24 protein-coding genes and 1 tRNA gene are annotated in these 25,315 nt (G+C 58.9%); 6 read left to right on the top strand and 19 right to left on the bottom strand.

Going from position 1 to position 25,315, the window contains the following annotated elements:
- Nucleotides 1-85: 85 nt before the first annotated feature.
- Both OR601_RS07095 and OR601_RS07100 read right to left on the bottom strand, forming a co-directional pair.
- Nucleotides 86-1,096, bottom strand: a complete 1,011-nt coding sequence (locus tag OR601_RS07095) for a hypothetical protein (protein ID WP_265591512.1) — start codon at nt 1,094-1,096, stop codon at nt 86-88.
- Between the two features lie 495 nt (nt 1,097-1,591).
- Nucleotides 1,592-2,683: a branched-chain amino acid aminotransferase gene (locus OR601_RS07100; RefSeq protein WP_265591513.1), complete on the bottom strand. Its 1,092-nt coding sequence runs from the start codon at nt 2,681-2,683 to the stop codon at nt 1,592-1,594.
- A gap of 214 nt (nt 2,684-2,897) precedes the next feature.
- Between OR601_RS07100 and OR601_RS07105 the strand changes: the two genes are divergently transcribed.
- From OR601_RS07105 to OR601_RS07125, 5 genes are all read left to right on the top strand, one after another.
- Nucleotides 2,898-3,938, top strand: a complete 1,041-nt coding sequence (locus OR601_RS07105) for a threonine aldolase family protein (RefSeq protein ID WP_265591514.1) — start codon at nt 2,898-2,900, stop codon at nt 3,936-3,938.
- Nucleotides 3,931-4,941 carry a DMT family transporter gene (locus OR601_RS07110; RefSeq protein ID WP_265591515.1) on the top strand — a complete coding sequence of 337 codons (1,011 nt, stop codon included), beginning with the start codon at nt 3,931-3,933 and terminating at the stop codon, nt 4,939-4,941. The genes OR601_RS07105 and OR601_RS07110 overlap by 8 nt, the downstream gene beginning before the upstream one ends.
- A gap of 134 nt (nt 4,942-5,075) precedes the next feature.
- A complete protein-coding gene (locus tag OR601_RS07115; protein ID WP_265591516.1) occupies nt 5,076-5,327 on the top strand; it encodes a zinc ribbon domain-containing protein in 252 nt (83 codons plus the stop codon).
- A 163-nt stretch (nt 5,328-5,490) separates the two neighbouring features.
- The gene (locus tag OR601_RS07120; protein ID WP_265591517.1) at nt 5,491-6,042 is read left to right on the top strand and encodes a nucleoside/nucleotide kinase family protein; all 552 of its coding nucleotides are present in this window, start codon (nt 5,491-5,493) and stop codon (nt 6,040-6,042) included.
- Between the two features lie 109 nt (nt 6,043-6,151).
- Entirely contained in the window at nt 6,152-6,841 is a 690-nt protein-coding gene (locus OR601_RS07125; protein WP_265591518.1) for an HAD family hydrolase, read from the top strand.
- Between the two features lie 307 nt (nt 6,842-7,148).
- Here the strand turns inward: OR601_RS07125 and OR601_RS07130 are convergent, their stop codons facing one another.
- On the bottom strand, nt 7,149-8,075 hold the full coding sequence (locus OR601_RS07130) for a DMT family transporter (RefSeq protein WP_265591519.1): 927 nt from the start codon (nt 8,073-8,075) through the stop codon (nt 7,149-7,151).
- Between the two features lie 372 nt (nt 8,076-8,447).
- On the opposite strand from OR601_RS07130, the gene mihF reads away from it, so the two are divergent.
- Entirely contained in the window at nt 8,448-8,765 is a 318-nt protein-coding gene (mihF, locus tag OR601_RS07135; RefSeq protein ID WP_265591520.1) for an integration host factor, actinobacterial type, read from the top strand.
- Between the two features lie 1,045 nt (nt 8,766-9,810).
- Here the strand turns inward: mihF and OR601_RS07140 are convergent.
- The 16 genes from OR601_RS07140 to OR601_RS07215 form a co-directional block, all read right to left on the bottom strand.
- Nucleotides 9,811-11,121, bottom strand: coding sequence for a CRISPR-associated endonuclease Cas3'' (locus tag OR601_RS07140; RefSeq protein WP_265591521.1), 1,311 nt, complete (start codon nt 11,119-11,121; stop codon nt 9,811-9,813).
- A gap of 81 nt (nt 11,122-11,202) precedes the next feature.
- A complete protein-coding gene (locus OR601_RS07145; RefSeq protein WP_265591522.1) occupies nt 11,203-11,967 on the bottom strand; it encodes a copper homeostasis protein CutC in 765 nt (254 codons plus the stop codon).
- Nucleotides 11,967-12,398 (bottom strand): hypothetical protein, encoded by a 432-nt coding sequence (locus OR601_RS07150; protein WP_265591523.1) that lies wholly within the window; start codon nt 12,396-12,398, stop codon nt 11,967-11,969. The genes OR601_RS07145 and OR601_RS07150 overlap by 1 nt, the downstream gene beginning before the upstream one ends.
- 79 nt (nt 12,399-12,477) lie before the next feature.
- Nucleotides 12,478-12,732 carry a hypothetical protein gene (locus OR601_RS07155; RefSeq protein ID WP_265591524.1) on the bottom strand — a complete coding sequence of 85 codons (255 nt, stop codon included), beginning with the start codon at nt 12,730-12,732 and terminating at the stop codon, nt 12,478-12,480.
- A 354-nt stretch (nt 12,733-13,086) separates the two neighbouring features.
- Nucleotides 13,087-13,162: transfer RNA gene (locus tag OR601_RS07160), tRNA-Thr, on the bottom strand.
- Between the two features lie 338 nt (nt 13,163-13,500).
- The gene (locus OR601_RS07165; protein WP_265591525.1) at nt 13,501-14,697 is read right to left on the bottom strand and encodes a purine-nucleoside phosphorylase; all 1,197 of its coding nucleotides are present in this window, start codon (nt 14,695-14,697) and stop codon (nt 13,501-13,503) included.
- 6 nt (nt 14,698-14,703) lie between these two features.
- Nucleotides 14,704-15,642 (bottom strand): SurA N-terminal domain-containing protein, encoded by a 939-nt coding sequence (locus OR601_RS07170; protein WP_265591526.1) that lies wholly within the window; start codon nt 15,640-15,642, stop codon nt 14,704-14,706.
- Between the two features lie 339 nt (nt 15,643-15,981).
- Nucleotides 15,982-17,088: an isocitrate/isopropylmalate dehydrogenase family protein gene (locus tag OR601_RS07175; RefSeq protein ID WP_265591527.1), complete on the bottom strand. Its 1,107-nt coding sequence runs from the start codon at nt 17,086-17,088 to the stop codon at nt 15,982-15,984.
- A gap of 111 nt (nt 17,089-17,199) precedes the next feature.
- Nucleotides 17,200-18,006, bottom strand: coding sequence for a hypothetical protein (locus OR601_RS07180; protein WP_265591528.1), 807 nt, complete (start codon nt 18,004-18,006; stop codon nt 17,200-17,202).
- 96 nt (nt 18,007-18,102) lie between these two features.
- Nucleotides 18,103-18,657 (bottom strand): hypothetical protein, encoded by a 555-nt coding sequence (locus OR601_RS07185; protein WP_265591529.1) that lies wholly within the window; start codon nt 18,655-18,657, stop codon nt 18,103-18,105.
- A 9-nt stretch (nt 18,658-18,666) separates the two neighbouring features.
- Entirely contained in the window at nt 18,667-19,713 is a 1,047-nt protein-coding gene (locus tag OR601_RS07190) for an NAD(P)-dependent oxidoreductase (protein ID WP_265591530.1), read from the bottom strand.
- Between the two features lie 95 nt (nt 19,714-19,808).
- A complete protein-coding gene (locus tag OR601_RS07195) occupies nt 19,809-21,044 on the bottom strand; it encodes a DegV family protein (RefSeq protein WP_323373074.1) in 1,236 nt (411 codons plus the stop codon).
- Between the two features lie 172 nt (nt 21,045-21,216).
- Nucleotides 21,217-21,795, bottom strand: coding sequence for a ribosome hibernation-promoting factor, HPF/YfiA family (hpf, locus tag OR601_RS07200; RefSeq protein ID WP_265591531.1), 579 nt, complete (start codon nt 21,793-21,795; stop codon nt 21,217-21,219).
- Between the two features lie 253 nt (nt 21,796-22,048).
- The gene (locus OR601_RS07205) at nt 22,049-23,143 is read right to left on the bottom strand and encodes a substrate-binding periplasmic protein (RefSeq protein ID WP_265591532.1); all 1,095 of its coding nucleotides are present in this window, start codon (nt 23,141-23,143) and stop codon (nt 22,049-22,051) included.
- Nucleotides 23,144-23,560: 417 nt separating this feature from the next.
- Nucleotides 23,561-24,274 (bottom strand): ComF family protein, encoded by a 714-nt coding sequence (locus OR601_RS07210; RefSeq protein ID WP_265591533.1) that lies wholly within the window; start codon nt 24,272-24,274, stop codon nt 23,561-23,563.
- A gap of 39 nt (nt 24,275-24,313) precedes the next feature.
- Nucleotides 24,314-25,312: a TatD family hydrolase gene (locus tag OR601_RS07215; protein ID WP_265591534.1), complete on the bottom strand. Its 999-nt coding sequence runs from the start codon at nt 25,310-25,312 to the stop codon at nt 24,314-24,316.
- Between the last annotated feature and the right edge of the window lie 3 nt (nt 25,313-25,315).

Here is a 25,315-nt window from a genome sequence, read left to right on the forward strand (position 1 = left end):
GAATTCACGTAGGTAATATTCGATCCTGGCAATATACAGCGCTCATGGCCATCAATTAGGAGTGCAATTACCTACTTGCTCGCTTTTACCAAAAAGTACACGGCCCCAAGACAGTCTCTCGAAGCTCATCCTGCACGCTTGGCAGAGGCTCCCGAAGGCGCAATCCTAGTTTCATAGCTATGGTCTTAGCTACACTATATAAGGCAGCAGGGTTATAGAGCATTTGTTTTGTGACTGGCAGAACATCAATACCCATAGACATAAGAGCTGCCATTCTCTGACGCTCATAATTACTAATTTTATCTTTGTGATATTCAGTGCTTTCATACTCGACATCGAGCTTTACGCTGGACCAGAATAAATCTGGCTTCACTATCACTTGGCCTGGAAGTAGCTGATTTGCCGAAGCATCCAACGGCAAGCACGGGTTTGCTTCTGGTTTGGGAAGTCCATAACCCCCTAGATGTGTTGGTGCGGTCAATAGCAGAAAGAGCGCTGCTTCTGCAGGAGAGGCTAAACCGCTAATCAGACATGCTGATGCTTCTTTTGCCTTTGTCCGGTATCTCCGTGACGGATGAATCGATAGATGATTTTGTATTTCATAACTGCTGCAAAGAGGCTGTCCTGCCAAAAAGCCAGAGGACAAATCGGGCCTGGGTCGATACGTCCCACATAGCCAACAGCCCAGGAGAAGTAGTTGGCTTGTGGTAAGCCTCGATGCAGCCCTTCTAAAATGCTCGCTGGGCGAAGTGACATAGATTGCCTGATTGTCGACTTGAGACCTATGAGCTGGCCAAATACGCATCAGTGTATCTGTAGGTATCGCCGTAAAGCTAGTAGATACAATGCAATTTCTTATTTTGTATGCCTTGGCATGTTTGTCTACCAAAAGAGACATACGTGAATCAGCTGGTTCCAGATAGGACCATATGTCTTTCGTTTCTGCATGAAATTTGGAATTAAGCAATCGACCTACTGTAAGCTTATCGCCTTGGCTATGAGCCATTGCCGCTTTTTGCTCCTCAACTGAGCATGAGTAAAGCTCCATACCAGAAACCAGCGCTAAATGCGCAGAGATATCGCAAAGTACGAGCATTGCAGTTCCCTTTGCTGAAGCTCAGGATCCAACCACACCTGCGCCATCTTCTTACTCGGGCTTCCAAATCAAACCTTGGGAGCCTTAAACCCTCAACCTTGAGATCTCACGCTTTTAACTTCAAGCGAAAAGGGCCCACACAGATGCCTGCACGAGGAATAAATCTAGTTATCTCGTAGAAGTCTGATAGAAGCAGTCAACAATTCTTGATCCCCATGCTTCTACCGACAATCCCCGCTCATGAGTGATATGAACCTACTTCGTTTCACTGCATTGGACGTGCAGTTTTCAAAACTCCACTGTTTTTCAATAGCACTAACCCTTATTGGCCAATCCGGCCTAATCCATAAAGGTCATGCATGACTGGCCATAGCCACTATTCCCCTAACCCCTCGCCAAAAAGAGCCACAGGCCCACTCACTCGGGACCTGCGGCTCCTACCAGCAGCTAAAGGAACGCACGTCGGCGGCCTACTCGCACATCGCCATCCAGCACTTACGCCGGTTTGCCCTCGGCGTCGCAAACCTTCACGATCCAGCCTTCGGGAGCCGGGATGGTGCCTGCCTGAATGCCGGTGAGCGTCTCGCGCAGCTTGCCCATCACGGGCCCGATCTCGTCCTTGCCGTCCTCGAAGACCACCTCGTGGTCGCCAGCCACGATCTTTCCCACCGGAGAGATCACCGCAGCGGTGCCGCAAAGGCCGCATTCCACAAAGTCGCCCACCTCGTCAAAGCGCACCGGGCGTTCCACGACCTCCAGACCCAGAATGTCTTTGGCCACCGCCACCAGCGAACGACGGGTGATGGAAGGCAGGATGGAGTCAGTGGCAGAGATGGGCACCACCAAGCGCCCGTCCTTGTCCACAAACAGCACGTTAGCGCCACCGGTCTCCTCCACGTACGTGCGGGTGCCGGCGTCCAAATACAGATTCTCCGAGAACCCCGCCTCGTGAGCCTTCTCGTAAGGATAGAGGCTCATGGCGTAATTGAGACCGGCTTTGATGTTGCCGGTGCCATGAGGCGCGGCACGATCATAATCAGAGACGCAAATGGTGATAGGCTTGGCGCCGCCCTTGAAATAGGGGCCTACCGGCGTCACCAGGATCCTAAACTGATACTTGTCCGCCGGCTTCACGCCAATGACCTCGCCGGTGGCAAACATCATGGGGCGCACGTAAAGGGTCGCTCCGCTGCCAAAGGGTGGCACCCAGGCAGCGTTGGCGGCCACCACCTGCTTCACGGCGTCGACAAACTTGTCCTCCGGGAAGGGAGGCATGACCAGGCGCTCTGCGGAGTCCGCCATGCGCTTGGCGTTCAGATCAGGCCTGAAGCACACGATGGAGCCGTCCTCGCAGGTATAGGCCTTAAGCCCCTCGAAGCACTCCTGGCAATAGTGCAAAATGCCGGCGCACTCCGAAAGCGTCACCGTATGGTCCGGCGTCAGCCCGCCCTCGTCCCAGGCGCCGTCCGCATAGTTGCACACGTAGCTGGCGTCGGTGGGCTGATAGCTAAAAGTGAGATTGGCCCAATCCAGGTCTTTTTTCTCCATGGGATCCTCCTGCGCGGTCCGCGAATGCCCGACAAGCACCGCAGCTTCCCGCCTTTACCCTTGCCGAGAAACCCCGCCGCCTCCTGCGCATCCACATTGCTGGTGGGGCAATTTTACGACCTGCAGACTGACTCCCTGGAATCTGTCACGGTTTAGCAATAGAGCGCGCTCTCACACCGCCACCCTCCCTTCCTCCCTCTATAGTAGTGAGCAGACTGTGTGCCAAACCTGCACAAAATCGCAAGGAGGCGGTATGAGAAGTTTCAAGAACGATTACTCCGAGGGAGCCGCTCCCCAAATCCTCGACGCCCTGGTAGCCACCAACAGCAAGCAGACCGTGGGCTATACCGAGGGGGATCCCTACTGCGAGGAGGCCCGCCAGCTCATCCGCGACGTCTGCGGCCAACCCGATGCCATGGTGGAGTTTTGCATTGGAGGCACCTCGGCAAACCTCATCTGCGTGGCCGGCATGCTCCGCGACTACGAGGGAGTCATCTGCACCCCCGACGCCCACATCGCCACTCATGAGACGGGCGCCATCGGCGCCTGCAGCCGCACAGTGCTCCCCACCCACGACACCAACGGCTTCCTCTCGGCAGAAGAGGCAAACCGCGTCTGGAACTTCCAGATGTCCTGCGACCGCCACATGACCCTTCCCCGCCTGGTCTACATCACCAACTCCACGGAGTTCGGCGGCGTCTGGACCCGCGACGGCTTCGACGAGATTTGCGACTGGGCCGCTGCCCACGACTGCAAGGTCTACGTGGACGGCGCCCGCCTAGGCTGCGCCCTGGAGTCCCCAGGCAATGACCTCTCCCTGCGCCACATCGCCAGCCGCGCCTCCGCCATGACCATCGGCGGCACCAAGAACGGCCTGCTCTTTGGCGAGGCCGTCATCATCCGCGACCCCGAGCTTCGCCGCGACTTCCCCTACCTCCAAAAGATGCGCGGCGGCCTCATGGCCAAGGGTCGCCTGCTAGGCGTGCAGTTCGCCGCAGCTCTCAAAGACGGTCTCTACTGGCAGATGGCCCACCATGCCGATAAGTGCGGCCTCACCCTACGGGATGGCCTTGTGGCCGCTGGATTTGAGCCCTACCTGCCCAGCACCACCAACCAGCAGTTCTTTGTGTGCACCCCAGCTCAGCGCGACGCCTTCGAGGCCGCCTGCGGAGCCGAGACCTTCCTCGACCTCCCCGACGGCCGCGTGGTAGTGCGCTTCGTCACCTCCTGGGCCACCCAAGAGCACGACGTAGAAGAACTCATAGCCTTTGCCCAGGACGTCTACCGTGGCTAATCCTGCAGTCGCACAATCGCCTAAAGCCCCAGGCAGCCACCCGCAACCTCCCAGCACTCCATACCCCTCCCGGCCCTCAGGCTTCTGGGCTACCAAAGCGGGCCTTATCGTCGGGGCGCTGCTCTGCAACTTCCTCTGGGGCAGTGCCATCCCTGCAGTCACCCAGGGCTACCAGCTGCTTTCCATTGAGGACTCCCTAGGCGGCCAGATGCTCTTCGCCGGAGTGCGATTCGCCGCCTCCGGCATTGCCATCCTCGTCTTCTGGGCCCTCCTGCACCGCAAAACGCCTCAGCTTATCCCGACCACCCTCAAAGACAGCTTCTTCCTCTGCCTCTTGTGGACCGTGGGCCAGTACGCCTGCTACTACGTGGGCATGGCCCATGCCACAGGGGTCTCGGCCTCCATCATCCAAGGGTTCGAGGTCTTTGTGACCCTCCTTCTGGGCGCCCTCTGCTTTCACAGCGAATCCCTTACCCCGCGCAAAGTGGCTGGATCACTCATTGGCGTGGCGGGCATCGCGCTCTTTTCTGGCGGAGGCACGATAGGATTTAGCTGGATGGGCGAGGGGCTTCTCGCCGCCGGCACCGTCTTCGCCTCGATGGCCTCCCAGCTGTTGGCCAAGTATTCCAAGCGTGCCGACCCCATCGTCCTGGCAGGTGCCCAGTTTGTCCTGGGCGGCCTCATCTTGGCAGCCCTTGGCATCGCCCTAGGCGGCCAGCTGGCCCTCGTCGCACCCCCAGCCTGGGGTATCCTCGCCTGGCTCATCCTGGTGAGCTCGGTGGCCTATGGTCTCTGGTCCTACCTCATCGCCACTCACCCGGTAAGTTCGGTGGTGGTCTGGAGCTTCACGCTGCCGGTCTTTGGTGTCTTGCTCTCCCTAATGCTTTTAGGCGATCAAGGCAACCCCTTTGGCCTCACTTCCGCTGTCGCGGTGGCGCTTTTGTGCCTGGGAATTTGGCTAGTTGATACAGATTTGTCTAAAAAGCCAGCTAAATCTTACTAATTCGCAATTGCCGCCCGAAATGAACCCGTAACGGTGTATGGTGGGTTTGTACACACCCTCTACACAATTGTTCTGCTGGCGCGTGCCGCTCGTCCACATCTCGAGTGCGCCCACTCCTACCGAAGGGTTTTATCATGCGGTGCTCCAACTGCGGCCACGAAGTATCCGAAGACTCCCTCCACTGCCCCAACTGCGGCAAAGAGCTCACCTTCGACTTCTCCCTGCCTCGCATCCCCGCTTCAGACACCCCCGCCGTCGCCGTCCACGAGCCCAAAAAGCACAGTGTCTCCGACCGCGCCGCCTACTTCAAGGGCTTCCAGATGGCCAACACCCTTCTGGGCCTAGTGGTGCTCATCGCCGTGGCCTGCTTCCTCATCTTCACCTAGCCGCCATGGCCCCGCAGATTCGCCCCAGCCCGCACGCCCCGCCGCGACACATCCTGCTGTCTCGGACTTCACAATCAACCTCACCGTCAATGGGCTGCCCGTCGCAGCCCATTTTCCTGCCGAGAAACTCACCCACTCCATCCTGCCCCTGGTCCAAAAGATCGTGACCACCCAGCCCAAGCTGGTGCTTCTGGCGGGCCCTCCGGGCTCTGGCAAGTCCACGTTGTCCCTGGTCATCGAGGCTCTTGCCCAACAGGCCGGCTACCGCCTCCAAGCCCTGGGAATGGACGGGTTCCACCACACCAACGCCTGGCTCGCCGACCATCACCTCTCCCAGGTCAAAGGGGCCCCCGAGACCTTCGATTTCGACGCACTCGCCGCCGCCCTCGTCACCCGAGACCAATGGCCCGTCTACTCCCGCCAGCTCCACGACGTCTCGCCCCGCACCGTCCCCGTCACCGGCGACACCCTTCTGGTGGAAGGCAACTACCTCCTCTACGACGCCCATCCCTGGAACACCCTGGCTCCCCTGGCAGACCTCACCGTCTTCCTCGATGCCGAAAAACCCCTCCTCCGCCGCCGCCTCATCCAGCGCAAAATGGCCGGCGGCCTCTCCCGCGAAGAGGCTCAGCGGTTCTACGAGCGCTCCGATGCGCGCAATGTCGACCTGGTGCTCGACTGCCACCTGCCCGCAGACGTCACTCTGCACCTCTAGCAACACCCTCAGCGCACCCCACCCTCGGTGCACCCTGCCCCCAAAACCTGATAGTCTGGACCAAGAGTCCATCGGCCCCTCTTACGGCCCCAGACCTCGCGGAGACCCCATGAGCCCAGCCAGCCCAGCCCAACAATTCACACAGCGCCCAGACCAGCGCCCCGCTCAGCTTCAATGCGTCCTGTTCGACTTCGACGGCACTCTCGCCGAGACCGAGACCTTTGGCCTCGACCTCGACTACGAGGTCTACCGCCACTTTGGCCTCGACGTCGCCCCTCAAGACGCCCAGCGCATCATCGGTTCCGAGGGCATCTCTGTAGTGAACGATCTCTTTGCCTCCTACGGCCGCCCCGATCTCACCTTCGATGACTACCTGGCCGTCCGCAAGGACGCCTCGGTCATCTACCGATCCATGGACCTCCAGCTCATGGACGGCGCCCGCCAGCTCCTCGAAGACCTCCACCGCCGTGGCATCACCCTCGGTGTGGTCTCCACCACCGTTGCCGCCAACCTCCTCTTTGCCTTGGAGCGCCTCGATCTTCTAAGCCTTCTTGACGTCGTCGTGGCAGGCGACATGGTGGACGGCTACTACAAGCCTTCCCCCGTCCCCTACCAAACCGCTCTGCGCCTGGCTCACACCGACGCCGCCCATACCATTGTGGTCGAAGACTCCCCCACCGGCATCGCCGCAGCTCAAGCCGCTGGCATCTACACCATCGCCATGAAGGCCTCCGAGCTAGTCCAAGACACCTCCGCCGCCCAAGAAGAGGTCTCCTCCTTCGCCCAACTCCAGCTCTAGTAGAAAAACGGTCCCGGACACCAAAGCATCCAGGGCCATCCATACTCTAAATTCTTACTACGTTAGCAACCTTTTTTGTAACTAACGTAGTAGCTTTCCAGAGGGCGCCAACACCCTATCTTCCGAGGGCTCGTCCCTATCTTCGGAGGGCTCGTCCCTATCCTCCGAGGCCTCGTCCCTGTCTTCTGGATGCCCCATCCCCACCTTCCGGGCACCCCGTCCCCATCAGCGCCGCAACACCCTCGTCAGCGCTGTAGCACCCTTATTTTTCAGGACTTTCACCGCAGCCGCCCGGCCTGCGGCCTTATCATTCCGCCTCTCGCGCCGCGCGCGCAGCCCGCACTTTGTCGCGCAGCCACACCCAGCCGTTGCTCACCAGCACGGCCATAAAAATCAGCACAAAGCCGCTCACTACGCGACCGTTCAACACTTCATGACCCGCCAATACCGAGAAGAACACCCCAAAAGGCGACTCCAGCGAGGCTAGCAGCGACCCCTCAGCCGGTGGAACGCGCGTAAACGCGTAATTCATCATCGTCAGGCACACAAACGAGCACATCACGCCAAAGTACGCCAGAGAGCCAAACAGCTCGGGAGTCCACACATTGGCGGCAGGTACCGGCTCAAACAGCGCGATCGCTCCAGAAGCCACGGTCATGAACACAAACTGCCAGGCTGTAAGTGCCCACACGTCCAGCTCTGCGCCGCGGCGCGACACCTCTACCAGCTGCAGCGCATACAGAAGCGCGCAAAACACCGTCAGCAGGTCGCCGGGGTTGATGGGCAGTCCCTGGTCCAATGCCACCAGCGCAAGCCCACCAGAGCACATCACTGCGGCCACCAGATCGTAACGATGGGGCTTTCCCATGCCCAGCACCCAGGCGATGAAGGGCACCATCACGCAGTAGCTGCCGGTGATAAAGGAAGCCTTGCCCGGCGTCGTCATGGTGAGCCCCACCGTCTGCACGGCGTAGCCGCCCCATTCCAGCACGCCCAGCCATAGGCCAACGCCCACCGTGCGCCTATCCAAATGCGCCCGCACCTGCTTCCAAAACGCTGTCATCGTCAGCACCGCCGCAATGCCAAATCGAAGCATGAGCAGCCAAAACACCGGCAGCGACTCGGTGGCGTCCTTCATCATGAACATGGAAGATCCCCAGATAAGCGCGCAGGCCACCAGCATAAGCTTGGCCGCCCCAGGAGTCCGCAATGTCTTTTTCAGCCTTGCGAGCACAAAATCACCTCTAGCAATGTATAAGAACTATGGTATAAGAACTATGGTTTTCAAAGCGAATAGCCGCTCCGATTTATCGTGTCTTCGTTCACAGCAATCCCGAGTATATCGAGAGACTTAATATACTCAGACCGTCAACCACCGACCCTTAATAAGCATGGAACCTAGACTCCACGTCGGTATTGTTCACTAAACATCTTGCACGGTTTATGCAATAATCGCGTTATAGAAAACCTACTATCACGTGGCCTTTTCATTTCATTTTCGCAACGTTGGGCGTTTATTTGCGAAATAGTCCCCATTTTTTGCATCAAAGGCGCTAGGATGAGGTGCATGCAGGTGATTGCAGGTCCTATAGACCAAGGAGAACATATGGCTGACACTAACCCTCAACTCAATCTCACTCCGGAGCAAAGACAGGCAGCCCTCGCAAAAGCTGCCGAAGTTCGCCGTGCTCGCAAGGAAATGCTCGATGCCGTAGCCGCCGGCACGCTCTCCCTCGCCGAGGTCTTCGACCGCGACGACGACGTTGCCAAGCGCACCAAGGTTAAGCGCCTCCTCATGGCACTCCCCGGCGTGGGCAAGGTTCGCTGCCAGTCCCTCATGGAAGTCGCCGGCATTCCCGAGAACCGCCGCGTCGGCGGCCTCGGCAAAAACCAGAAGGCCCAGCTTCTGGATCTCACTGCCTAACTTCCACCCCTCACACGTCTCAGACGCACATCCAGGCTCCCGATGCACCTCATGCCTCGGGAGCCTTCTTATCTCTTGCCGAGAAACCCCACCATCTCAACTCGGCGCCAATCCCTCATCTAAATCCCTACCTCAGTAGGGAACACCATCATCAGTACTACAAGATGGGATCATCCCCGCGTTTCAGGGAACACCGATTCGCTCATGAGGATTCTCATGTATTCATTAGTATAAATCGCCGCCAAGGTATAAATCGCCACCAAGACCAACTCCCCGCAGCAAATTACAGCCTTCAGCGTCACCATTAGCCACGCACTCAAGCATGCAGGCCGGTTCCTCAACCTTCTTAATACTCGTGTCGACCTTAATAAACCCTCTTGGTCTTGTTAGCTTGTGTTTTACTTATCCATCCGCCTTTGCGATATAGTGAGTTCGAAGGTGTTCGCCCCTGGGACAGGCTCCGAGGCAGGCGAACACCTTTTATTTAGGCTTTATTGGGTAGCTCCTCAATGAAGCAGCCATCCTTACAGGCTTCTCCTAGCACAGCATGGAATGTCACTCATAATGACCGCCCTTTCTTTTCTTCTAGGCATTCCAGATCATTATGGACACAAAGAAAGCGGCTACCGAAGTTAAGAAGCGCTCTACAATTTCAATCATGCACTCATTCCTTCCATAATGAAGCGCACCTAATGGAGTCCCTCATTTCCTGGTAATTCTTTATATCCATGGACCATACGATTAGAATATCCTTTCTTAAAGACCGACCTATCCGGCCCTTAAGCAAGGAGTTTGTTCGAACTCATCGCAACATGTATCGCTGAATTTGAGAAGTGTTTCGCTAAAATAAGAAATAAAAGGGAATAATTGGATATACTTAAGCAGCGGTCTTTGCCCTTGGGATAGGATCCGAGGAGGTAAAGATCGCTTTTCAAGAGCATTCCCGCATGTGCGGGGAGCACCGTTCTTCTTGGCTGTATACGTCATAGTAGAGCGGATCATCCCTGCATGTGCGGGGAGCACTCCTCGGCTTTTTGCACCTTCGTTATGCCAGGGGGATCATCCCCGCATGTGCGGGGAGCGCTAAACCGCGTTTGCGCCCGCCAAACCACTGGTGCGCAACGAGCATCTCCTCGGTGGGTTTGTTATTTGATGTTTGATCTCCCATGGTTCCGGGCTTCCATTTGGGAAGCGCGCGGAAGCTTTCATCCAGCGCGGCTTTGCTGTGAAGTAGATGCAGATCCTGGGGTCCTTCGGGACATTGATCGTGAAGCAAATCGTCTAGCCAGGATTCGACGCGGTCGAACATGGCATTTGAGGTTGCTTGGGTAGGCAAAAGATAGGCAATGCCGCTTTGGCCAAACTTGTGGGCGAGGATCTCGGCGCCTAGGAGTGAGGCTTCTGTCTTACCACAGCCCATGGGTGCCTCAATGATCATGAGGCCAGGTGCATCCATTGCTGTAGCTGCGGTTATAGTAGCGAGCTGTACTGAGTTGAGCTTGGCCCCTGCAGGAAGCGATGGGAATCTGCGATGAAAAAGCGTGTTGGGAGCAAGGTCTTCCTCGGCAAACTCAATGGCTTTAGGAAGCCCAAGATATTGCCAGGCCTCTGCTGCACGTTGCTGCAACTCTCCTAAAGAATTCACTGATTGAACCAACGGGAAGAGCTCCGTGTTGGAAGCGACCCAGTCAGCCATGATTTCTATTGCGGTGAGCAGCACCTCTATAGCAGGGGATACAGAAGTCGCAAAGAGCTTTTTTGCCACTTCAGGGCCAAGATATGCTTCAAATGTCGCATTTAACAGCTCTTCTTGAGTAGCACGCCAAAGCCCTGTGCCCAACACCTCAGACTCAAAGGTATGAATGTCTTTCAAATCCTTTGTGCTGGGATATATGCCGTGATGGCCACCAATGATCGAAGCAATAGTCTGATTGCCATTGGGATATCCCTGTTGACTTTCGAGCCACTCTCCAAATAGCACTTGCCCCAAGAAGGCATGAGGCGGCCGATCCACTGGCGTTATCGCGGGGAAACCTGCATTCAAATCTCTTTCCCATAAGTCTCTTAGATACCTATTGTTTTGAAAGGCAGGCGTTGCTTTACCAATATCATGATTTGAAACTATCCACGCTACTACGCACTGAGCATCTTGTTTTGTGAGCCCTAAAGAATTGGCGATGGTAGTTTTGACGCTCTCAGACAAATAATCCCGCCACACTAGCCTGGATACCTCGGCACTATCAAAAAGATGCACGTAGAGAGGCTCCCAAGACAGCCGGTCTTCTCCCGATCCAGTCTTTGCCCACAGCGCTTTAGCCTGATCTGACAATGACTCAATGACGTGATCCCCACCCATGGACTATCACCCTCTGAATGGTATTCCGTTTGATTATTTGCTCAGTTTACCATCCGGATCCATAGATATGAGGGGACTGAGTTATGAAAGGGACTTTAAACACTCCACCAACGCTCTCACAACGGTTGGATCAACACGTGACACTTCATCTGGCTCATGGCCAGGTACCGAGAAGTCCACCCCATGAGCAGCTGTTGCAGCAGCAGGAACAGGGATAACACCAGAGCACGAAGAGTGGAGCTGGGAGACTCCGGTGGTAGCGAGAAGCTGGGCGGCATTGGAGGGACGAATGCCGGAACCGGGAAGGATCTCTATGCGATCTCCCCAGGTAGATTGAAGATGCGCGATAAGAGGAGCTCCCTCGAGAGCTGTGGGAGCCTGGCCACTGGTGAGCAGTCGATCAACGCCGAGTGACACCAACTGGTTGATGGCCTTATCGGCATTCGGGGTGAGATCGAAGGCACGATGGAAGACTGCGGTGGCGTGAGCTTGGTGGATGAGATGGACGGCCTCGCGTGTTCGGGCGACGTCGATGGTGCCAGTGGGCGTGAGGCAGCCAAAGGCGATTCCGTGGGCGCCGGCGGCTAGAAGGGAAGAGATTTCAGCGAGGAGCTGAGTCCACTGGGCGTCGGTGTAGCAAAAGCCGCCAGCGCAGGGTCGGGCCATGGCCACTACCTCGAGGTTTGTGTGCTGGCGCACGAGCTTGACGGAGGCCTCGGAGGGAGTGAGGCCGCCTAGGGGTAGCGCGGAGTTGAGCTCGATGCGAGAGGCGCCACCGGCGTGGGCGGCGAGGGCGTCGGCGAAAGAACCGCAGCAGACCTCAAGGGTGATGGGGTGATCAGCCATTAAGATTCCTCAGCTTCGAACATATCCATTAGCACGTTGAGAGACTGACGATCGATGTAGGTTTTACCCTCCACCACACGACCATTGAGAGTCCCTTCTTTCCAGTAATGTTGTATTCGATCTTCGCTCAAAGCCATGATTATCGCGGCCTCAGAGAGTGTCACTTCGTCTGGCTGAGCGTCGTCTTCCACAGCCACCGCAACCACTCGCCCACCATGCCTAGGCTTTTGACCCAGTGTTTGCCGAGGCAGCACCCTTCCGTCTTCATGGGCTGCCTCAACTGTCAAGAGCAGCCAATCAGCAGCCATGGCAACAGCATCATCAAAGGAGGCTCCTTCAGTGGCCCCAGGAAGCCCGAAAGGCCACACACCCCACATCTGAGTCGCGTCTTCAGGCGGAGTGATTTCGAATTCGCAGATATATAGACCCATCAGGATTCCTCACACTTGCTTTAACCATTAACCATTAGATAGATAGTATGCCGTTGTTCAAGACCTTACTAGGCATAAATCAGTGGCGATCGTCGGCGAGGTTGGCCAGGGAGTCGGGTTTGGCGGCGGCCGTGAGCTTGTCCTGATCGAGTCCCTGAAGAGCGAGTGCGCGCGATGCGATTCGGTTGTCAAGAATGGCCTCGACGGTTTTGTCCACATGGTCCAGCGAAACAGGTTGATCCTCCTCGATGGCGGAAAGCCGATGGAGGGTCTGCTGACGGCGGGAATGCAGATTGCGAACTCGCTTGGACTTGCCAAGAAGGCTTATGAGCAAGCATTTGGAGCCAGCAGGAGGGTGATTCTCGTAATAAGGCTGGTGTCGGCAATGGGGTTTTGTGTCGCCCCACTGCTCACTAGCCTTCTGAGCATAGTGCCACTTGCTTTGAGAGCTTGTAGGCAAGCTGGTTGGGGAGGAGCCGCATAGCTCTCGTTCAATTTGACGCCCCTTTTGGCTCACAGTTAACCCACAACGCAAAAAGGCCACCGACCATATAGCCGATGACCTCGATATCTACACCGCAATAGATTGCAAATTCCGTCTGATATGGTCTGATACGCCAAGCCGTTATTCATTCGATAAATAAATACAGGCCAGAGATACATAGTAGCTCTGGCCTGCGATATTCACTGGAGCCAGTTACCAGACTTGAACTGGTGACCCCCGCTTTACGAGAGCGGTGCTCTACCAACTGAGCTAAACTGGCGCGATCTCATACTATAAGTTCTCACTTGGTCTCATGCAAGTCCATCAAGTCATCCGCACTTTATAGCGCCGCTACCTATATTGAACTGGTAACCCCCGCTTTACGAGAGCGCTGTTCGAGAAGCCCCACCGCATGTCTACTTGAGAGGTTCTCGTTATAAGTGGGTTTAGGTGCACTGGGGTTTTGTAAAACCCCAGTGCACCTACCCCTTCTAATAACGAATCTGGTGTCCCAATAGCGAACCTGACGCCCCAACTCATGCCACAAAGGCGCTAATAACGAGCCAGTAGCCCCTGGCAGCAGGAAACGCCGGAGAGCGCCGGGACCCGACAAGCAGCCTAGAGCTTGGCAAGGACGCCGCGGATAAGGGCCTCGAAGTCTGTAGCATGGTTAGCGGCGTAGGAGAGCACGGTCTCGTGGGTGACGCCGGAGGCGCCGGCCTGGTTGGCAGAGAGGGTGAGTCCCAGCACGTTCATGCCCAGACCGTGGGCGAGAACCACCTCGTTGACCACAGACATGGCAGTGTAAGAAGCGCCGCAGGCAGCCATGGCGCGGGCCTCGGCGGGGCTTTCGAAGCTGGGACCACAGATGCCTGCCAAGACACCCTCAGAGAGCTGGATGGAGAGGTCGGCCGCCACGCCCTTGCAGATCTCGCGCAGGTAGGGAGTATAGGCGTCGCTCATGTCCACAAAGGGGGTGTCCAAGCCGCGGAGGTTGTCCTCGCCTACCAGCGGGTTCTGCCCAGTGAGGTTGAGTTGATCGGTAATTAAACCAAGTCCCAAAGGCGCCTGGCCTTCGATGGCGCCGGTGGCACAGGCAAAGATAATGTCTTTGCAGCCCAGGTGATGGGCATGGCGCACCAGCGAGGTGACCTGGGAGACCGAGTAGCCCTGGTACAGATGGACTCGGCCGGGATAGACCACCACAGGGACGCCCTCGAGCGTACCAACGGTGACCTCGAAGGAGTGGCCGCTAACCGGGCGGGCGCCCAAGGGGAAGCCGGGGATGTCTTCGTAGGCGATTCGGCGGACAGGGGTGACTGCTTGGGCCAAAGAGCCCAAACCCGTGCCCAGACACAGGGCGACGGGATGCTCCATAGTGGGGTGGCAAGACTCGACAGTGTGCTCATCAACCACGCAAAATCCCTCCTTAGCCAGCAGGTGGGCCGCAATGCCCGCGCCGGCGCGAAGCGTTCCTGTGAAGCTTCCATCATAAACGTGCAAAGTGCCGCAGCTGGGACTTTTGGACTTGAGCACGCACAATGTCGCTCCAGAGCTGCGAGCGGCATCGAGCGCTGCCTGGGCCCCGGCCTCAAAAGCGTTGGTGACGTCGTCGCCGGTGGCCAACACCACCCTATCGCCTCGGATCTCCGCCGGAGGTCTGGGGCTGGCAAGCCCGCCCAGGGTCTCCGGACAGACGGGGCACACCTCCACACCCGGCGCCTCACACAAGTGTTGCACCGCCCAAGAAGGCTTGGCGCCCCCGTCGTAGCGACAAGGAGCGCCAAGCATGCAATCACTTACTACAACACGCATAAGCCGCTAGGAAACCAGCTCGCCAATGGTGAGGTTGGCTTGGGAGAGCAGACCGTTGACGTAGTTGGTCCAGGTGGTGTTGGCGGCGGAGGCTACCTGGGAGTACTGCTGATAGGCTACGTAATAGGCGTTCTGCGCCTGGTTGTAGGTGGCAGAATCTGCCGAGAAGGACTCGTCCTTCAGGGCCGCATAATAGGGGCCATCCTCACGGGCCCAGGTGCCCTTGTCGGCATCCCACTCGTCGCCCAGCAGATTCACGATGTAGGCGCCATAATCGGCGGTGGCGGCGTCGGCGTTGCCGTCGGCAGGCTCGGTGGGAGCGGTAGGCGCGGTGCCGGCATCAGAGCCCACCACCTTGTCGTAGAGCTGCTTAGTGCCCGCAGAGGCACGCACGGTCTCTTTGACCTGGTCCTCGGTCATGCCGTAGTTCTGGGCGATAGTAGCGTAGTCGTCGGTGCCCAGGGTGTCCTTGGCATAGGTAGCCATGTCTTCATCGCTTACTTGGATGCCCTCGGCAGCCACCGCATCCTCCAGGATGGAGTTGCGGGCGCAGGAGAGCACCTCGTCTGCAGAAGGCATGCGGTAGGAGCCGTCATCCTGCTTGGCCTTGTCCACGCCAGAGGACTGGTCCAACGCCTGGCGCGCAGTGATGGTCTTGGTTGCGCCCTTGTAGGTATAAGAGCCCACTGCGCTGTCCAGCTCGCTCTCTTGCAGCGTGGTTTTGCCAGACACCAAACCGGGAGTGCCGCCCAGGGCGAACTTGCCCACCAGCAGGCCCACCACCACTGCGATAACGGCGATAACCACCGTCTGCACCAGAGTGAACTTGGGCTTTGCAGGGGTCTTGTCAGGCTTGGAGCCTGCAGGCTTGGGAGCCTGGGCCTTATGGGCTGCCTTGGGGGCAGACTCTTGGGTCTCCAGGTTGTCGTTCTTCTCGGTTGCCATAAAACTCTTATCCCTTTCTGTCTAAAATCTTGGCACTTTGGCAGCTTCGTGTTAGAAGCTGCGCCCCTGACGCCCCAGGAAGACGCATGAGGGTTTAAGCCAAAGGCTGCACGCCTTCTTTAGTCACGAAGTACGCTGCAGCCATCCAGTCTATACTTTCATGTTTTCTGTGAATAGCTGCGATCATACTGATAAGTATCAATATACCGTAAGGATTTTGTTGGATTTGCCTCACACTCAAGATTCTGAGGCGCCCGAGCAGAGCCGCATCGCAGATCGCGCAACGGCTCGAATCGTAGACACCCCAGGCTTTGGGGCCGCGGGCGCCTGCCGGGATACTTAGGCGCTCTGCCAGGGCTTTTGGGCCACGGCCTCTGCCACCGCATCGCCATAGGCTGTGCAGCCGGCGGCTCCTTGAGCGCTGCCAGTAAGGTTGCGGCGGATGTCGGCGGTGACGCAGGCGCCTTGGGCCAACACCGAGCGGACAGCCTGGCGCACATCGTCGCCGGCGGCCTTCTCGCCCAGATGATCCAACATCATGGCTGCCGAAAGAATGAGAGCCGTGGGGTTGGCGATATCCTGGCCAGCGATGTCTGGTGCCGAGCCATGCGTAGCCTCGAAGATGGCGCAGTCGCGGCCGATGTTTGCCCCGGGCGCAAGGCCCAAGCCGCCTACCAGACCAGCGCAGAGATCGCTCACAATGTCGCCGTAGAGGTTGGGCAGCACCAGCACGTCGAAGTCTGCGGGGTTTACCACCAGGCCCATGCAGCAGGCGTCGATGATGCGAGTCTCGAACTCGATCTCTGGATAGTCTTTGGCCACGCGCTGGGCGGTATGCATAAAGAGGCCGTCGGTGGCCTTCATGATGTTGGCCTTATGCACGGCACACACCTTGCGGCGCCCCTGAGCCCTTGCATACTCGAAGGCGTAGCGCACGATGCGCTCGGATCCCGAGACAGAGATGGGCTTGATGGAGATGGCCGAGTCTGGACGAATGGCCCCCGGCTGCGCCTGGTCTATGGCCTCGATGATGTGGCGCGCCTGCGCAGAGCCCTGGTCGAACTCGATGCCGGCGTAGAGGTCCTCGGTGTTCTCGCGCACCACCACCAGGTCGACGTCTGTGTAGCGCGAGCCGTCGCCGGGCATGGACAAGCAGGGACGCACACAGGAGTAGAGATCGAACGCGCGACGCAGGGCCACGTTGATGGAGCGAAAGCCCGATCCCACCGGCGTTGCCGTAGGTCCCTTGATGGCGACGCCTGTGGCCGCCACCGCATCCAGCGTCTCCTGAGGCAGCGGGGTGCCGCACTGCTCATAGGTGCCGGCGCCTGCCTGAGCCTCACGCCAGTCAATCTTCACCCCCGTTGCCGCCACAACGCGCTGCATGGCAGCGCAGATCTCTGGGCCGATGCCGTCTCCGGGGATGAGCGTCACAGTGTGGGTCATGAGGCCTTCTCTCTTGCTGATGGCGATGGTGTGGGCTTCTCGGCAAAATGGTGATGGGGCAAAGCTGGAACTTTGCGCTTTGCCCCTCTCGCTGCCGAGAAAAACGAGCAACTAGTTGCGGGGGGCCTGACAGGCTTCGACGATGTCTTTGGAGAAGGCGCGGATGTAGGGCAGCGTGGACTTCTCGGAGTCAAAGGCGACGCGGCTGGCCAGCGCCTCGCGCACGTCTTGGGGCGCGGGGCCTGCAGCAAACTCGACGAGGGCGGTGAGCATGTTGCGGTACTCGGGGTCGCCGTGGTAGCACTGGATGGCCTCGTCGAGCAGGGGCCATACCTGGCTGGCGAGCTCGGGCGTGGAGAGACCCTCGGCGATGAGCAGGCGGAACCCGGCCAGGCGCACCATGGAGGAGCCCTCGTCAAAGAGAGCGGTCTCTGCGGCGTCGATGGCGCCGGTGCAGGCTGCCGGATCCAGCGTGGCGATGGCGGTGAGGGCGTTCAAAACCTCCCAGCGGGTCTGGGCCTCGGGGCGACCCACCGCATCTACCAGCACGTCTACCTTGTCCAAAAGCATCTGGGGCCGCACCTTGGCGATCTCTGCGATCTCGTGGGCCGTGTTTTGGCGGGTGCGGCGGGAGGCCTCGCTCAGCCCCTCCAGCAAGAGGTCCAAGGTGGGCTCGGGCTGCTTGGGCCCTTCCTCGTCTGCCAGGGCATCCTCCAGCGCTTGGTTGGCCAAGGCCTCAGCCTCTGCCGGATCGCTCGCCATGGCTTGAGCCACCTCAACCACGTTGGCGGGAGTCACAAAGGAAGCCACCACGCCGGCCTCTGCGTCCTTCTCGCGGATGTGGTCGAAGGCGGCCTGGACAAGCTCGTCATCGCTCAGATCAGACATAGGCGTGACCTCAGGGTTTGTGTCGCTCATGTAGTACTCCCTCCTCGCCCCCATAGGCGCATAGGTACCTAGAAATGAGAGTTCCGGGCTCGAAACTCGCTGATAGCGCGGGGTGTGGCAGAGTGCCTAGGAACTTTTGCCCCGGCGGTCTGCCTGGCGACCTGGATCTGCCACCGAGATAAGCTGTGGCTCGTCTGACTCCGGCTCATCTTCTGGCTTGCGCTTGGCCCAGCCAGTACCGGCAGCGGCCACCTTCTTAGGCTTGGGATGGGCCGCTGCCGCAGCACCTTGAGACGCCGATGCCGAGGAGGACGAGCCTCCTGGACGGGAAGGCGTGGGCTTCTCGGCACCTCGGGTGGCTGCCTTGGACTTGCGCCTTTGCAAGAAGCGGTCCAGCGACGCCCAGGGGCCCGTGGATTGCCCGTAGCCCATGCGCAGACCGGCAATGGCGCCGCCTAGGGCTCCGATGGTGCCAAAGGAGAGCACCACCCAGCCAGCGGCCCAGATAAAGGCCGAGACCACAATGCCCAGCACATAGGCGATGGCGTTGTCCTTCCAAAAGGTTTTGGAATCCGGGATGGTCTCGCCCACGCGGTTGCCCGCCTCAAAGCCCAGCACCACGCCAAAGACGGCGATAAGGAGGCTTGCAACGGTGATGGCAAATCCGTCATCTGCTGCCATGGGTCTCCCCTAGTTGTGATGGCAGCAGCCGCCGCCATGTCCTTGGCCGTGGCCGCCGCAGCAGCCTTCGCCGTGCTCATGGTCGTGATGGTGGCCGCAACCGCAGCCGTCCTCGCCCTCGTCAAAGCCCTGGGCGTCGGGGTCTTGGGCGAGCGCCGGGTTCAAGCCGGCCTCCTGGGCGTCTTGGGCACTGGCATAGATGAGCTCCAGCGCCTGGGTGCCCATGGTGGCGCCGCCCATGCGGGCCAACATGTCGTAGAGTAGACGAGCGGTCTCGGCGCCGGGCAACGGCAGATCAGAGTCTGTGGCGGCATCGTTTGCCAAGGTGAGATCTTTGATGAAGTGCGCTACCTTGAAACCCGGGGCCCAATCGCCTGCGAGCGCCTTGGGGGCCAGCTGGTCCATAGCATAGGAGTTGCCAGTGCCAGAAGCCACAAGCTCCAAGAGCTTGGAAGAGTCCAGATGGGACACCTCTGCCAGGGCCAGGGCCTCAGCCATGCCCAGCATGCAGCCCGCCAGCGAGACCTGGTTGCAAAGCTTCGCGGCCTGACCGGCGCCTGCCGCATCAAAGCAGAGCGTCTTGGCAGAAAAGCAGTCCAGCACCTCCTGGATGGGGGCCAGTTCCTGCTGGGTGGCGCCGGCGATGAGGGTGAGAGAGCCCTTCTCGGCACCCGCCTGGCCTCCGGTGACCGGGCAATCAAACACATGCAGGTCGAAGGTCTCGCCCAGTTCGTGGAGCTGACGAGCCAGCTCAGGAGACTGGGTGGTGAGGTCTATGAGGTAGGTGCCCGGCTCGGCGCTCTTGAGCAGGCCTTCGCGATCCATATAGACGCTCTCCACGTCCTCTGGCAGTGTCACGCAGGTGAAAACCACCTGGGCGCCCTGGCACAGCTGCGGCAGGCTCTCTGCCCAGGCAGCCCCCTTGTCGAGCGCTGCCTGAGCGTGCTCGGGGGTGCGATTGTAGACCGAGACGGTGTAGCCCGCATCCAGCAGGTGGCCCACGATGGGCGTGCCCATGATGCCGGTGCCCACAAAGCCAATATGGGTGATTGTCATAGCGTTCCTTTCTTGGGCCTTGGGTCGCAGATCCCTAAGGCTTGGCTCGCAGCCGCGTGCAAAGAAGCCCTCGCGCAGAGGTTGTGCGCTAGGTACTAGGAGTTGTGGCGCGAGGTGACCTTGGAGGCGATGCGCGACGACAGGCTGGAAGATTCGCGGCGGTCCTTGCCCCAAAAGACCAGGGCCACCATGCCGGGACCTACGTGGCTGCCAATGACCGGCGACACCGAGCTGCGCACGATGGGGATGTCCTCGCAGCCGGGTTCACGGCGGAGAAGGGCTTCCAGCCAGTCGCCGTCTTTCTCGGCGTCGGCGGTGATGATGCCAATGGGCATGGAGCGCTCGCCGTCGCTCATGGTGCGAAAGTCTTCCACGATGGCGCGCAAGGCCTTCTTGCGCCCGCGGCACATGCGTTTGAACCCCAAGGCACCCGAGGGGTCATAGTAGAGCTCGGGCTTGATGTCGAGCTTACCGCCCAGGCTGGCTGCTGAGGCCGGAATGCGTCCGCCGCGAGCCAGCGCATCGAAGTTTTCTAGGGTGAAGTAGCCGTGGACGTAGTGGCGCGCCTCTTCGATCCAGGCCACCAGGTCTTCCACGCTGGCTCCCTGGTTGGCCTGATGCACTGCCTCGATTGCCAAAAGCTGGGCCGCACCCGAGGGGCACAGGTTGTCGATGACGTAAATCTCGAAACCTGGATACTCCTCGCGCACCATCTTGGCAGCCTCGCGAGCGGCATTGACCGAGGAGGACAGAGCCTCGGTAAACGCCAGGTAAATGGTGGGTTTGCCCTTCTCGGCAGCGGCTTTGAAGATCTCGTAGTAGCGGCCAGGGGTCACCGCGCTGGTGGTGGGGTGGGCGCCATGACGCATGGCATCGTAAAACTCGTGGGCCGAGATTTCCTGGAAGAGATCGTCGATATGCTCTTGGCCGTCGATCACATAGGGAAAACCTATTACCTCGACGCCTAGGGCCTCTGCCACGTCGGGGTCAAAGTCGCCGCAGGAGTCGACGATAATGTGGATGTGAGTGCGGCTGGCCCTGAAGGCGCGCACATGCTCGCGACGACGTTCCTCTGCCGCAGCTGCATTGGCGTCCTTCATGTCTTTTGCTGCCTGAGCCGCCTCTTTGGCCTGACGTTTGGCCAGACGGGCAGCCTCTTTTTTGGCGCGGGCCTCAGCTTTGGCTTGCTCCTTTTGGGCACGGGGGTCCAGGGGTGCAGTTTCTGACGACGAAGCCTTGGCAGCCTCTGCCCCCGGAGCTCCGCCCTCTACCTGCGAGGCCTTCTGGGAATCCAAAGACGCCTCGCGCATATCAGGTGTGGACTCTGACACTATCCATCTCCGTTCCTTAAGACATAGATAGTTGATTATAGCCCACCTCGCCCCAAACCCTCATCTTTGCTGCAGCCCGCAGACGCCAAGAGCAGCAGGAACTCCAAAGAATCCCTGCCGCTCTTGATCATTTACACACGTAAGCCGCTCGCCCGAGGGCCATGTATGAGCATTAACGCCGCTCGGAATCGGGCTTCAGGATGCCGTAGCCGCCGTTCTTGCGGTGGTAGATCACATGGACGTTGTCTGTGACCATGTCGCGGAAGACGAAGAAGTCGTGGCCCAGCAGGTCTGCCTGCACCAGCGCGTCTTCCTCTGTAAGCTTGGTGTACTCGATGAACTTCTCGCGCACCAGGGCCTCGTCGTCCTCGTCTGCGAGCACCTGGGCCTCAAGCTGCGTGTCCTCCTGGATGGTCTCGCCGCCCATGGACTTGGAAGCGCGCTGGCGGCGATCCACCACGCGAGTCTTGAACTTGCGCATGCGGCGGGTGAGCATGTGAGCGGCCTCGTCGATAGCGGCATACATGTCATCCTTGGCGCAGGACACGCGGATGACCGAGCCGCGCACGCGCACAGTGACCTCGCAGATATCGCCTTCAGGACTGTTCTTATAATGCTCGACGCGCAGCACCACGTCTGCGGTCATGGGCGAAATGTCAAACACGCGCAGAGCGTCGCCAATCTTTTGCTCGACGTTTTCGCGCAGCGCATCGGTGACCTGGATCTTACGGCCAGTTACGGTGATGTCCATAGTGGTCCCTTCTCGATTACCTCGGCTTGCGACCTTTGCGCCCAAGAGTGGCACGCCCAGAGGCGCAAGCCCTTATCTAGCTCATACCCTATGCATCCATTGAATCGGTTTGAAACAAAAGGTTCAAGAAAGAATCAGCTGCATCCCACCGACGGCATCCTTCAAGCCCTCAGACGCGCCTTGTGCGCCCTCAGGCTTTGGACCGCCATTTCATCGACACTTATGAATCTCTCCTTGCCGAGAAGCCCGCGCCCTAGATAAGTGCAGTGACGGCGTTGGCCCCAGCCTTGAGGTTGTAGGAACCGTTAAGATCTCCCCGCACCATGGACGCGCTGCTCTCGGAGCGACCCTGATCTTCTTGGGGCCCCTCTACCTCAGGAGCTGCCGCTTGGCCCTCACCCGACGCCAGATCGCCAGCCTCCACAGGAGCGCCGTCCTGGACCTCGGAACCCTCTGGGCCAGCCTCTGCAGCCGCCTCGTCTGCCGACTCTTGAGAATCCAGCGCCACACCTTCTACCAGAGTGGCGTCTGAAAGATGCGGCAAATCGCCCATCCAACGGGAGCGCAGGATGGCAAGCACGCCGTTGCTGCTTATGGAGTCCAGCGCTTTTTGCACAGCCTCGACAAGCTTGGCATTAGAGGAGAACACTCCAGCCCCCACAGTGACCGGCATGGTCAGAGTACCTGCAAACTCAGTACCTGCGTATTCAAAGGTGAGGTAGGCACCCTCCGTGGCAGGGCAGGCCACATAATCTATGGCGCCCTCTGCCAGCGCCTCAAAAGCGGCATCAATATCTGGATAGGAGGTGATAGTGGCCCCAAGCCCAGCTCCTGCCACTAGACCTTCTGCCTCGGTGCCCGACACCACGCCAATGGTTGAGCCCGCCAGCTCATCCACGCTGGCAATATCGCCCTCCTGCCTGCGCCCAAACAGGCCGCAAGCCTCCTCCATATAGGCGGACACCACGGTAAGCGTATCTGCATCTGACGAGGTCACACCTAATATCACATCGGCATCGGTGGTGAGCGCCGCCTTCACGGAGTCCGCCGGCACCAGCTCCACGGCAAGCCCCAGCTGCTGAGCCAGCGCCGAGGCCACGTCCACATCCAAGCCCCAGTAGGTCCCCTGCGCATCCTGCATTACCTCAGGAGTGCCCGCATTGGTAAGAATGGCGACTTTAAGCACCCCGTCTTGATGAATGGTGGGTGCCTCCACCACAGGAGCCACCTGCCCCTGCCGAGAAGAGCGTGCCTCCTCGACCGAACCAGTTGAGGAGCAGCCAGCGAGCATTACAAGACATGCGAGCGCGCTCACGCAAAGCATTGAGAGTCGAGCCCAGAGCTTCATAGGGGAGCCTTCCCAGAGAATTGTCACTAGTACCTGCACCGGCTGACCTGGTCTTCGCCCCCACACTCGCGTACTGGAGATTTCGCTTGGGTGCCGCAGCACTTACACTACTCACCCTCTCCCCCGAGGAGGCTTTGGCCTCCAAAGTTGGTTGACGGAGGGTACGGCTTACTTCTAGGACGAGCCGTGATCGTCGCGACGCGTACGCCGCGGCTTACGTGGATCCTTTGGGCCTCGTCTGCCATGGACTAAGAGCGCCGGAAGACGCTCCGCAACCACAGACCCGGCACAGGCATTTGACATAGTACCAGCTTCATAGCTGTTTTCAGATTATTTAGATTGAATGTCCTAAATACGATATGGGGACTCAAGGGACTTACCCATGGAACTCTCCTTTCCCAAACATCAAACTTGCACCTACCAAGTCCTCGCCACCGAAGCCACCCATACCTTGTCTGCCCCTCGGCAAAGAAGCGCCCTGGTGGCCTCCCGCACTGAAGCACCTGTAGTAATCACATCATCTACCAGCAGCAACGTCGCACCCTCCACAGAAGCTGCCGTTGAAAAACTAAAGGCGACATTGGCGGCACGATCTTCTCTGCCTAAGGTGCGTTGATCTTGAGTGGGCCCATGAAAGAGCGTGTCTACCCAAGGCACGTCAACGATGGTGGCTAGGGAGCGCGACACCTCTTCTATGGGGTCAAAGCCACGTCGCCGATAGGCTTCTGCGGTCGACGGTATGAAAGTGACGCCGTCAAACTCTGCCAGCGACGGGAGTGGATGGCCAGGGCAAAGCGATGCCTCATCCAACGCACAAGCCAAAGCCGAGGCCAACACGGGCGCCAGCCGCCTCTCATGCCCATCCTTATAACCTGTGACCAGAGCTGCTGCAGGACCTTTGTAGGAAAAGGCGCTCACGCACCCGGCAGACTCCCAGGACCTGTCACACTCGGTGCATGCCAACCACCCATAGGGCGCGCCACATACCGGACACGCCCATCGCTGAGTCACCCAGGCCAGCTGCTGTTGACACTGATCGCACAGCAACGTGCCCGGCTGATCGCAGGCTATGCATCCTGTGGGCCACAGCAACTCCTCTGCAGCCTGGGCCACCTGACGCCAGAGGCCCATAGAATCGCCTCCCCAAACGAGGCGAGGAAGAAGACGCTCTTAGTGTAGCAAGCTCAAAGGCGCAAAGAGCTCACAGGCGTTGGCCCACAGCTGCTCATAGGTTTCTTGAGGCACAGCCAAGCCGCATTCGGCACGCAAATCAGCCAGGGCACGAGCGGTAAGGGCCACCATAGCGGGCTCGCACTCGCACCCGCGCAGCGGCACCGGCGCCATATAGGGCGAATCTGTCTCTGAAAGCAGCCTATTTGCAGGACAGGCCATTGCAGCATCGCGGATATCCTGGGTGTTCTTAAAGGTAAGCGCACCGCCAAAAGCCACATAGCATCCGCGCTCCACGAAGGGCTCCATTACTGAGACGTTACTGGTAAAGCAGTGCAAATCCACCCCTGCCGAAGGCATCCCCACCTCGTCTAGCACCCTCAGCGCATCTTGATGGGCCAGAGCCGCCTCATCGTCTTTTGCATCACGAATGTGTAGCTCACAGGGAAGATCGCGCTCGCAAGCCATAGCCAGCTGCCGGCGAAAGACCTCTTGCTGAAACACGGGATCCACCTTACAGGTGTAATCCAAGCCAATCTCACCAACGCCTGTGCATCGAGGATCGGCAAGCATCACCTCCATTTGTTCCTCTACCTGGGAAGAGTAAAGAGCGGCCCCGTAGGGATGCACGCCTGCGACCACCTGGACATTGTCCACCAACGCCGGAAGATCCGAATAACCCTTAAACTGCGGCGTCTCAATACCCGTAGCCGCTGCTTCATCCAACCTCAGGCGAGCTTCTTGGATCCACTGTTCCATCTGGCCGAGAAACGCTGCCGCCTGAGGCGCATCCTCGGTGGGATCTGCCGGCACTACTAAAAGATGCAGGCCTGCAAGAGCTGCGCGCGCAATGGCGCAGGCGGGGTTTTGCTCGCGGAACACTGTAAGGTGCCCATGGGTGTCTGCCAAAGGAGCTAGAGCGCGGGGGCACGGTTGCGGTTTTCCCTTTTTGGTATGAAAGAGCACACCGTCTTCCAGTAGCGCTTCCTGACGTTTCATGGA

The sequence above is a fragment of the Leptogranulimonas caecicola genome (assembly GCF_023168405.1).
GTDB lineage: Bacteria > Actinomycetota > Coriobacteriia > Coriobacteriales > Atopobiaceae > Leptogranulimonas > Leptogranulimonas caecicola.

Excerpts from the sequence above, each read along its gene's own strand:
- OR601_RS07210 (WP_265591533.1), bottom strand. The coding sequence starts at position 24,274 with ATGGGCCTCTGGCGTCAGGTGGCCCAGGCTGCAGAGGAGTTGCTGTGG.
- OR601_RS07215 (WP_265591534.1), bottom strand. The coding sequence starts at position 25,312 with ATGAAACGTCAGGAAGCGCTACTGGAAGACGGTGTGCTCTTTCATACC.
- OR601_RS07150 (WP_265591523.1), bottom strand. The coding sequence starts at position 12,398 with ATGGGTCTATATATCTGCGAATTCGAAATCACTCCGCCTGAAGACGCG.
- OR601_RS07185 (WP_265591529.1), bottom strand. The coding sequence starts at position 18,657 with ATGGCAGCAGATGACGGATTTGCCATCACCGTTGCAAGCCTCCTTATC.
- OR601_RS07190 (WP_265591530.1), bottom strand. The coding sequence starts at position 19,713 with ATGACAATCACCCATATTGGCTTTGTGGGCACCGGCATCATGGGCACG.
- OR601_RS07175 (WP_265591527.1), bottom strand. The coding sequence starts at position 17,088 with ATGACCCACACTGTGACGCTCATCCCCGGAGACGGCATCGGCCCAGAG.
- OR601_RS07170 (WP_265591526.1), bottom strand. The coding sequence starts at position 15,642 with ATGGCAACCGAGAAGAACGACAACCTGGAGACCCAAGAGTCTGCCCCC.
- OR601_RS07095 (WP_265591512.1), bottom strand. The coding sequence starts at position 1,096 with ATGCTCGTACTTTGCGATATCTCTGCGCATTTAGCGCTGGTTTCTGGT.
- OR601_RS07115 (WP_265591516.1), top strand. The coding sequence starts at position 5,076 with ATGCGGTGCTCCAACTGCGGCCACGAAGTATCCGAAGACTCCCTCCAC.
- OR601_RS07140 (WP_265591521.1), bottom strand. The coding sequence starts at position 11,121 with ATGGGTGGGGATCACGTCATTGAGTCATTGTCAGATCAGGCTAAAGCG.
- OR601_RS07105 (WP_265591514.1), top strand. The coding sequence starts at position 2,898 with ATGAGAAGTTTCAAGAACGATTACTCCGAGGGAGCCGCTCCCCAAATC.
- mihF (WP_265591520.1), top strand. The coding sequence starts at position 8,448 with ATGGCTGACACTAACCCTCAACTCAATCTCACTCCGGAGCAAAGACAG.
- OR601_RS07205 (WP_265591532.1), bottom strand. The coding sequence starts at position 23,143 with ATGAAGCTCTGGGCTCGACTCTCAATGCTTTGCGTGAGCGCGCTCGCA.
- OR601_RS07145 (WP_265591522.1), bottom strand. The coding sequence starts at position 11,967 with ATGGCTGATCACCCCATCACCCTTGAGGTCTGCTGCGGTTCTTTCGCC.
- OR601_RS07125 (WP_265591518.1), top strand. The coding sequence starts at position 6,152 with ATGAGCCCAGCCAGCCCAGCCCAACAATTCACACAGCGCCCAGACCAG.
- hpf (WP_265591531.1), bottom strand. The coding sequence starts at position 21,795 with ATGGACATCACCGTAACTGGCCGTAAGATCCAGGTCACCGATGCGCTG.
- OR601_RS07180 (WP_265591528.1), bottom strand. The coding sequence starts at position 18,006 with ATGAGCGACACAAACCCTGAGGTCACGCCTATGTCTGATCTGAGCGAT.
- OR601_RS07165 (WP_265591525.1), bottom strand. The coding sequence starts at position 14,697 with ATGCGTGTTGTAGTAAGTGATTGCATGCTTGGCGCTCCTTGTCGCTAC.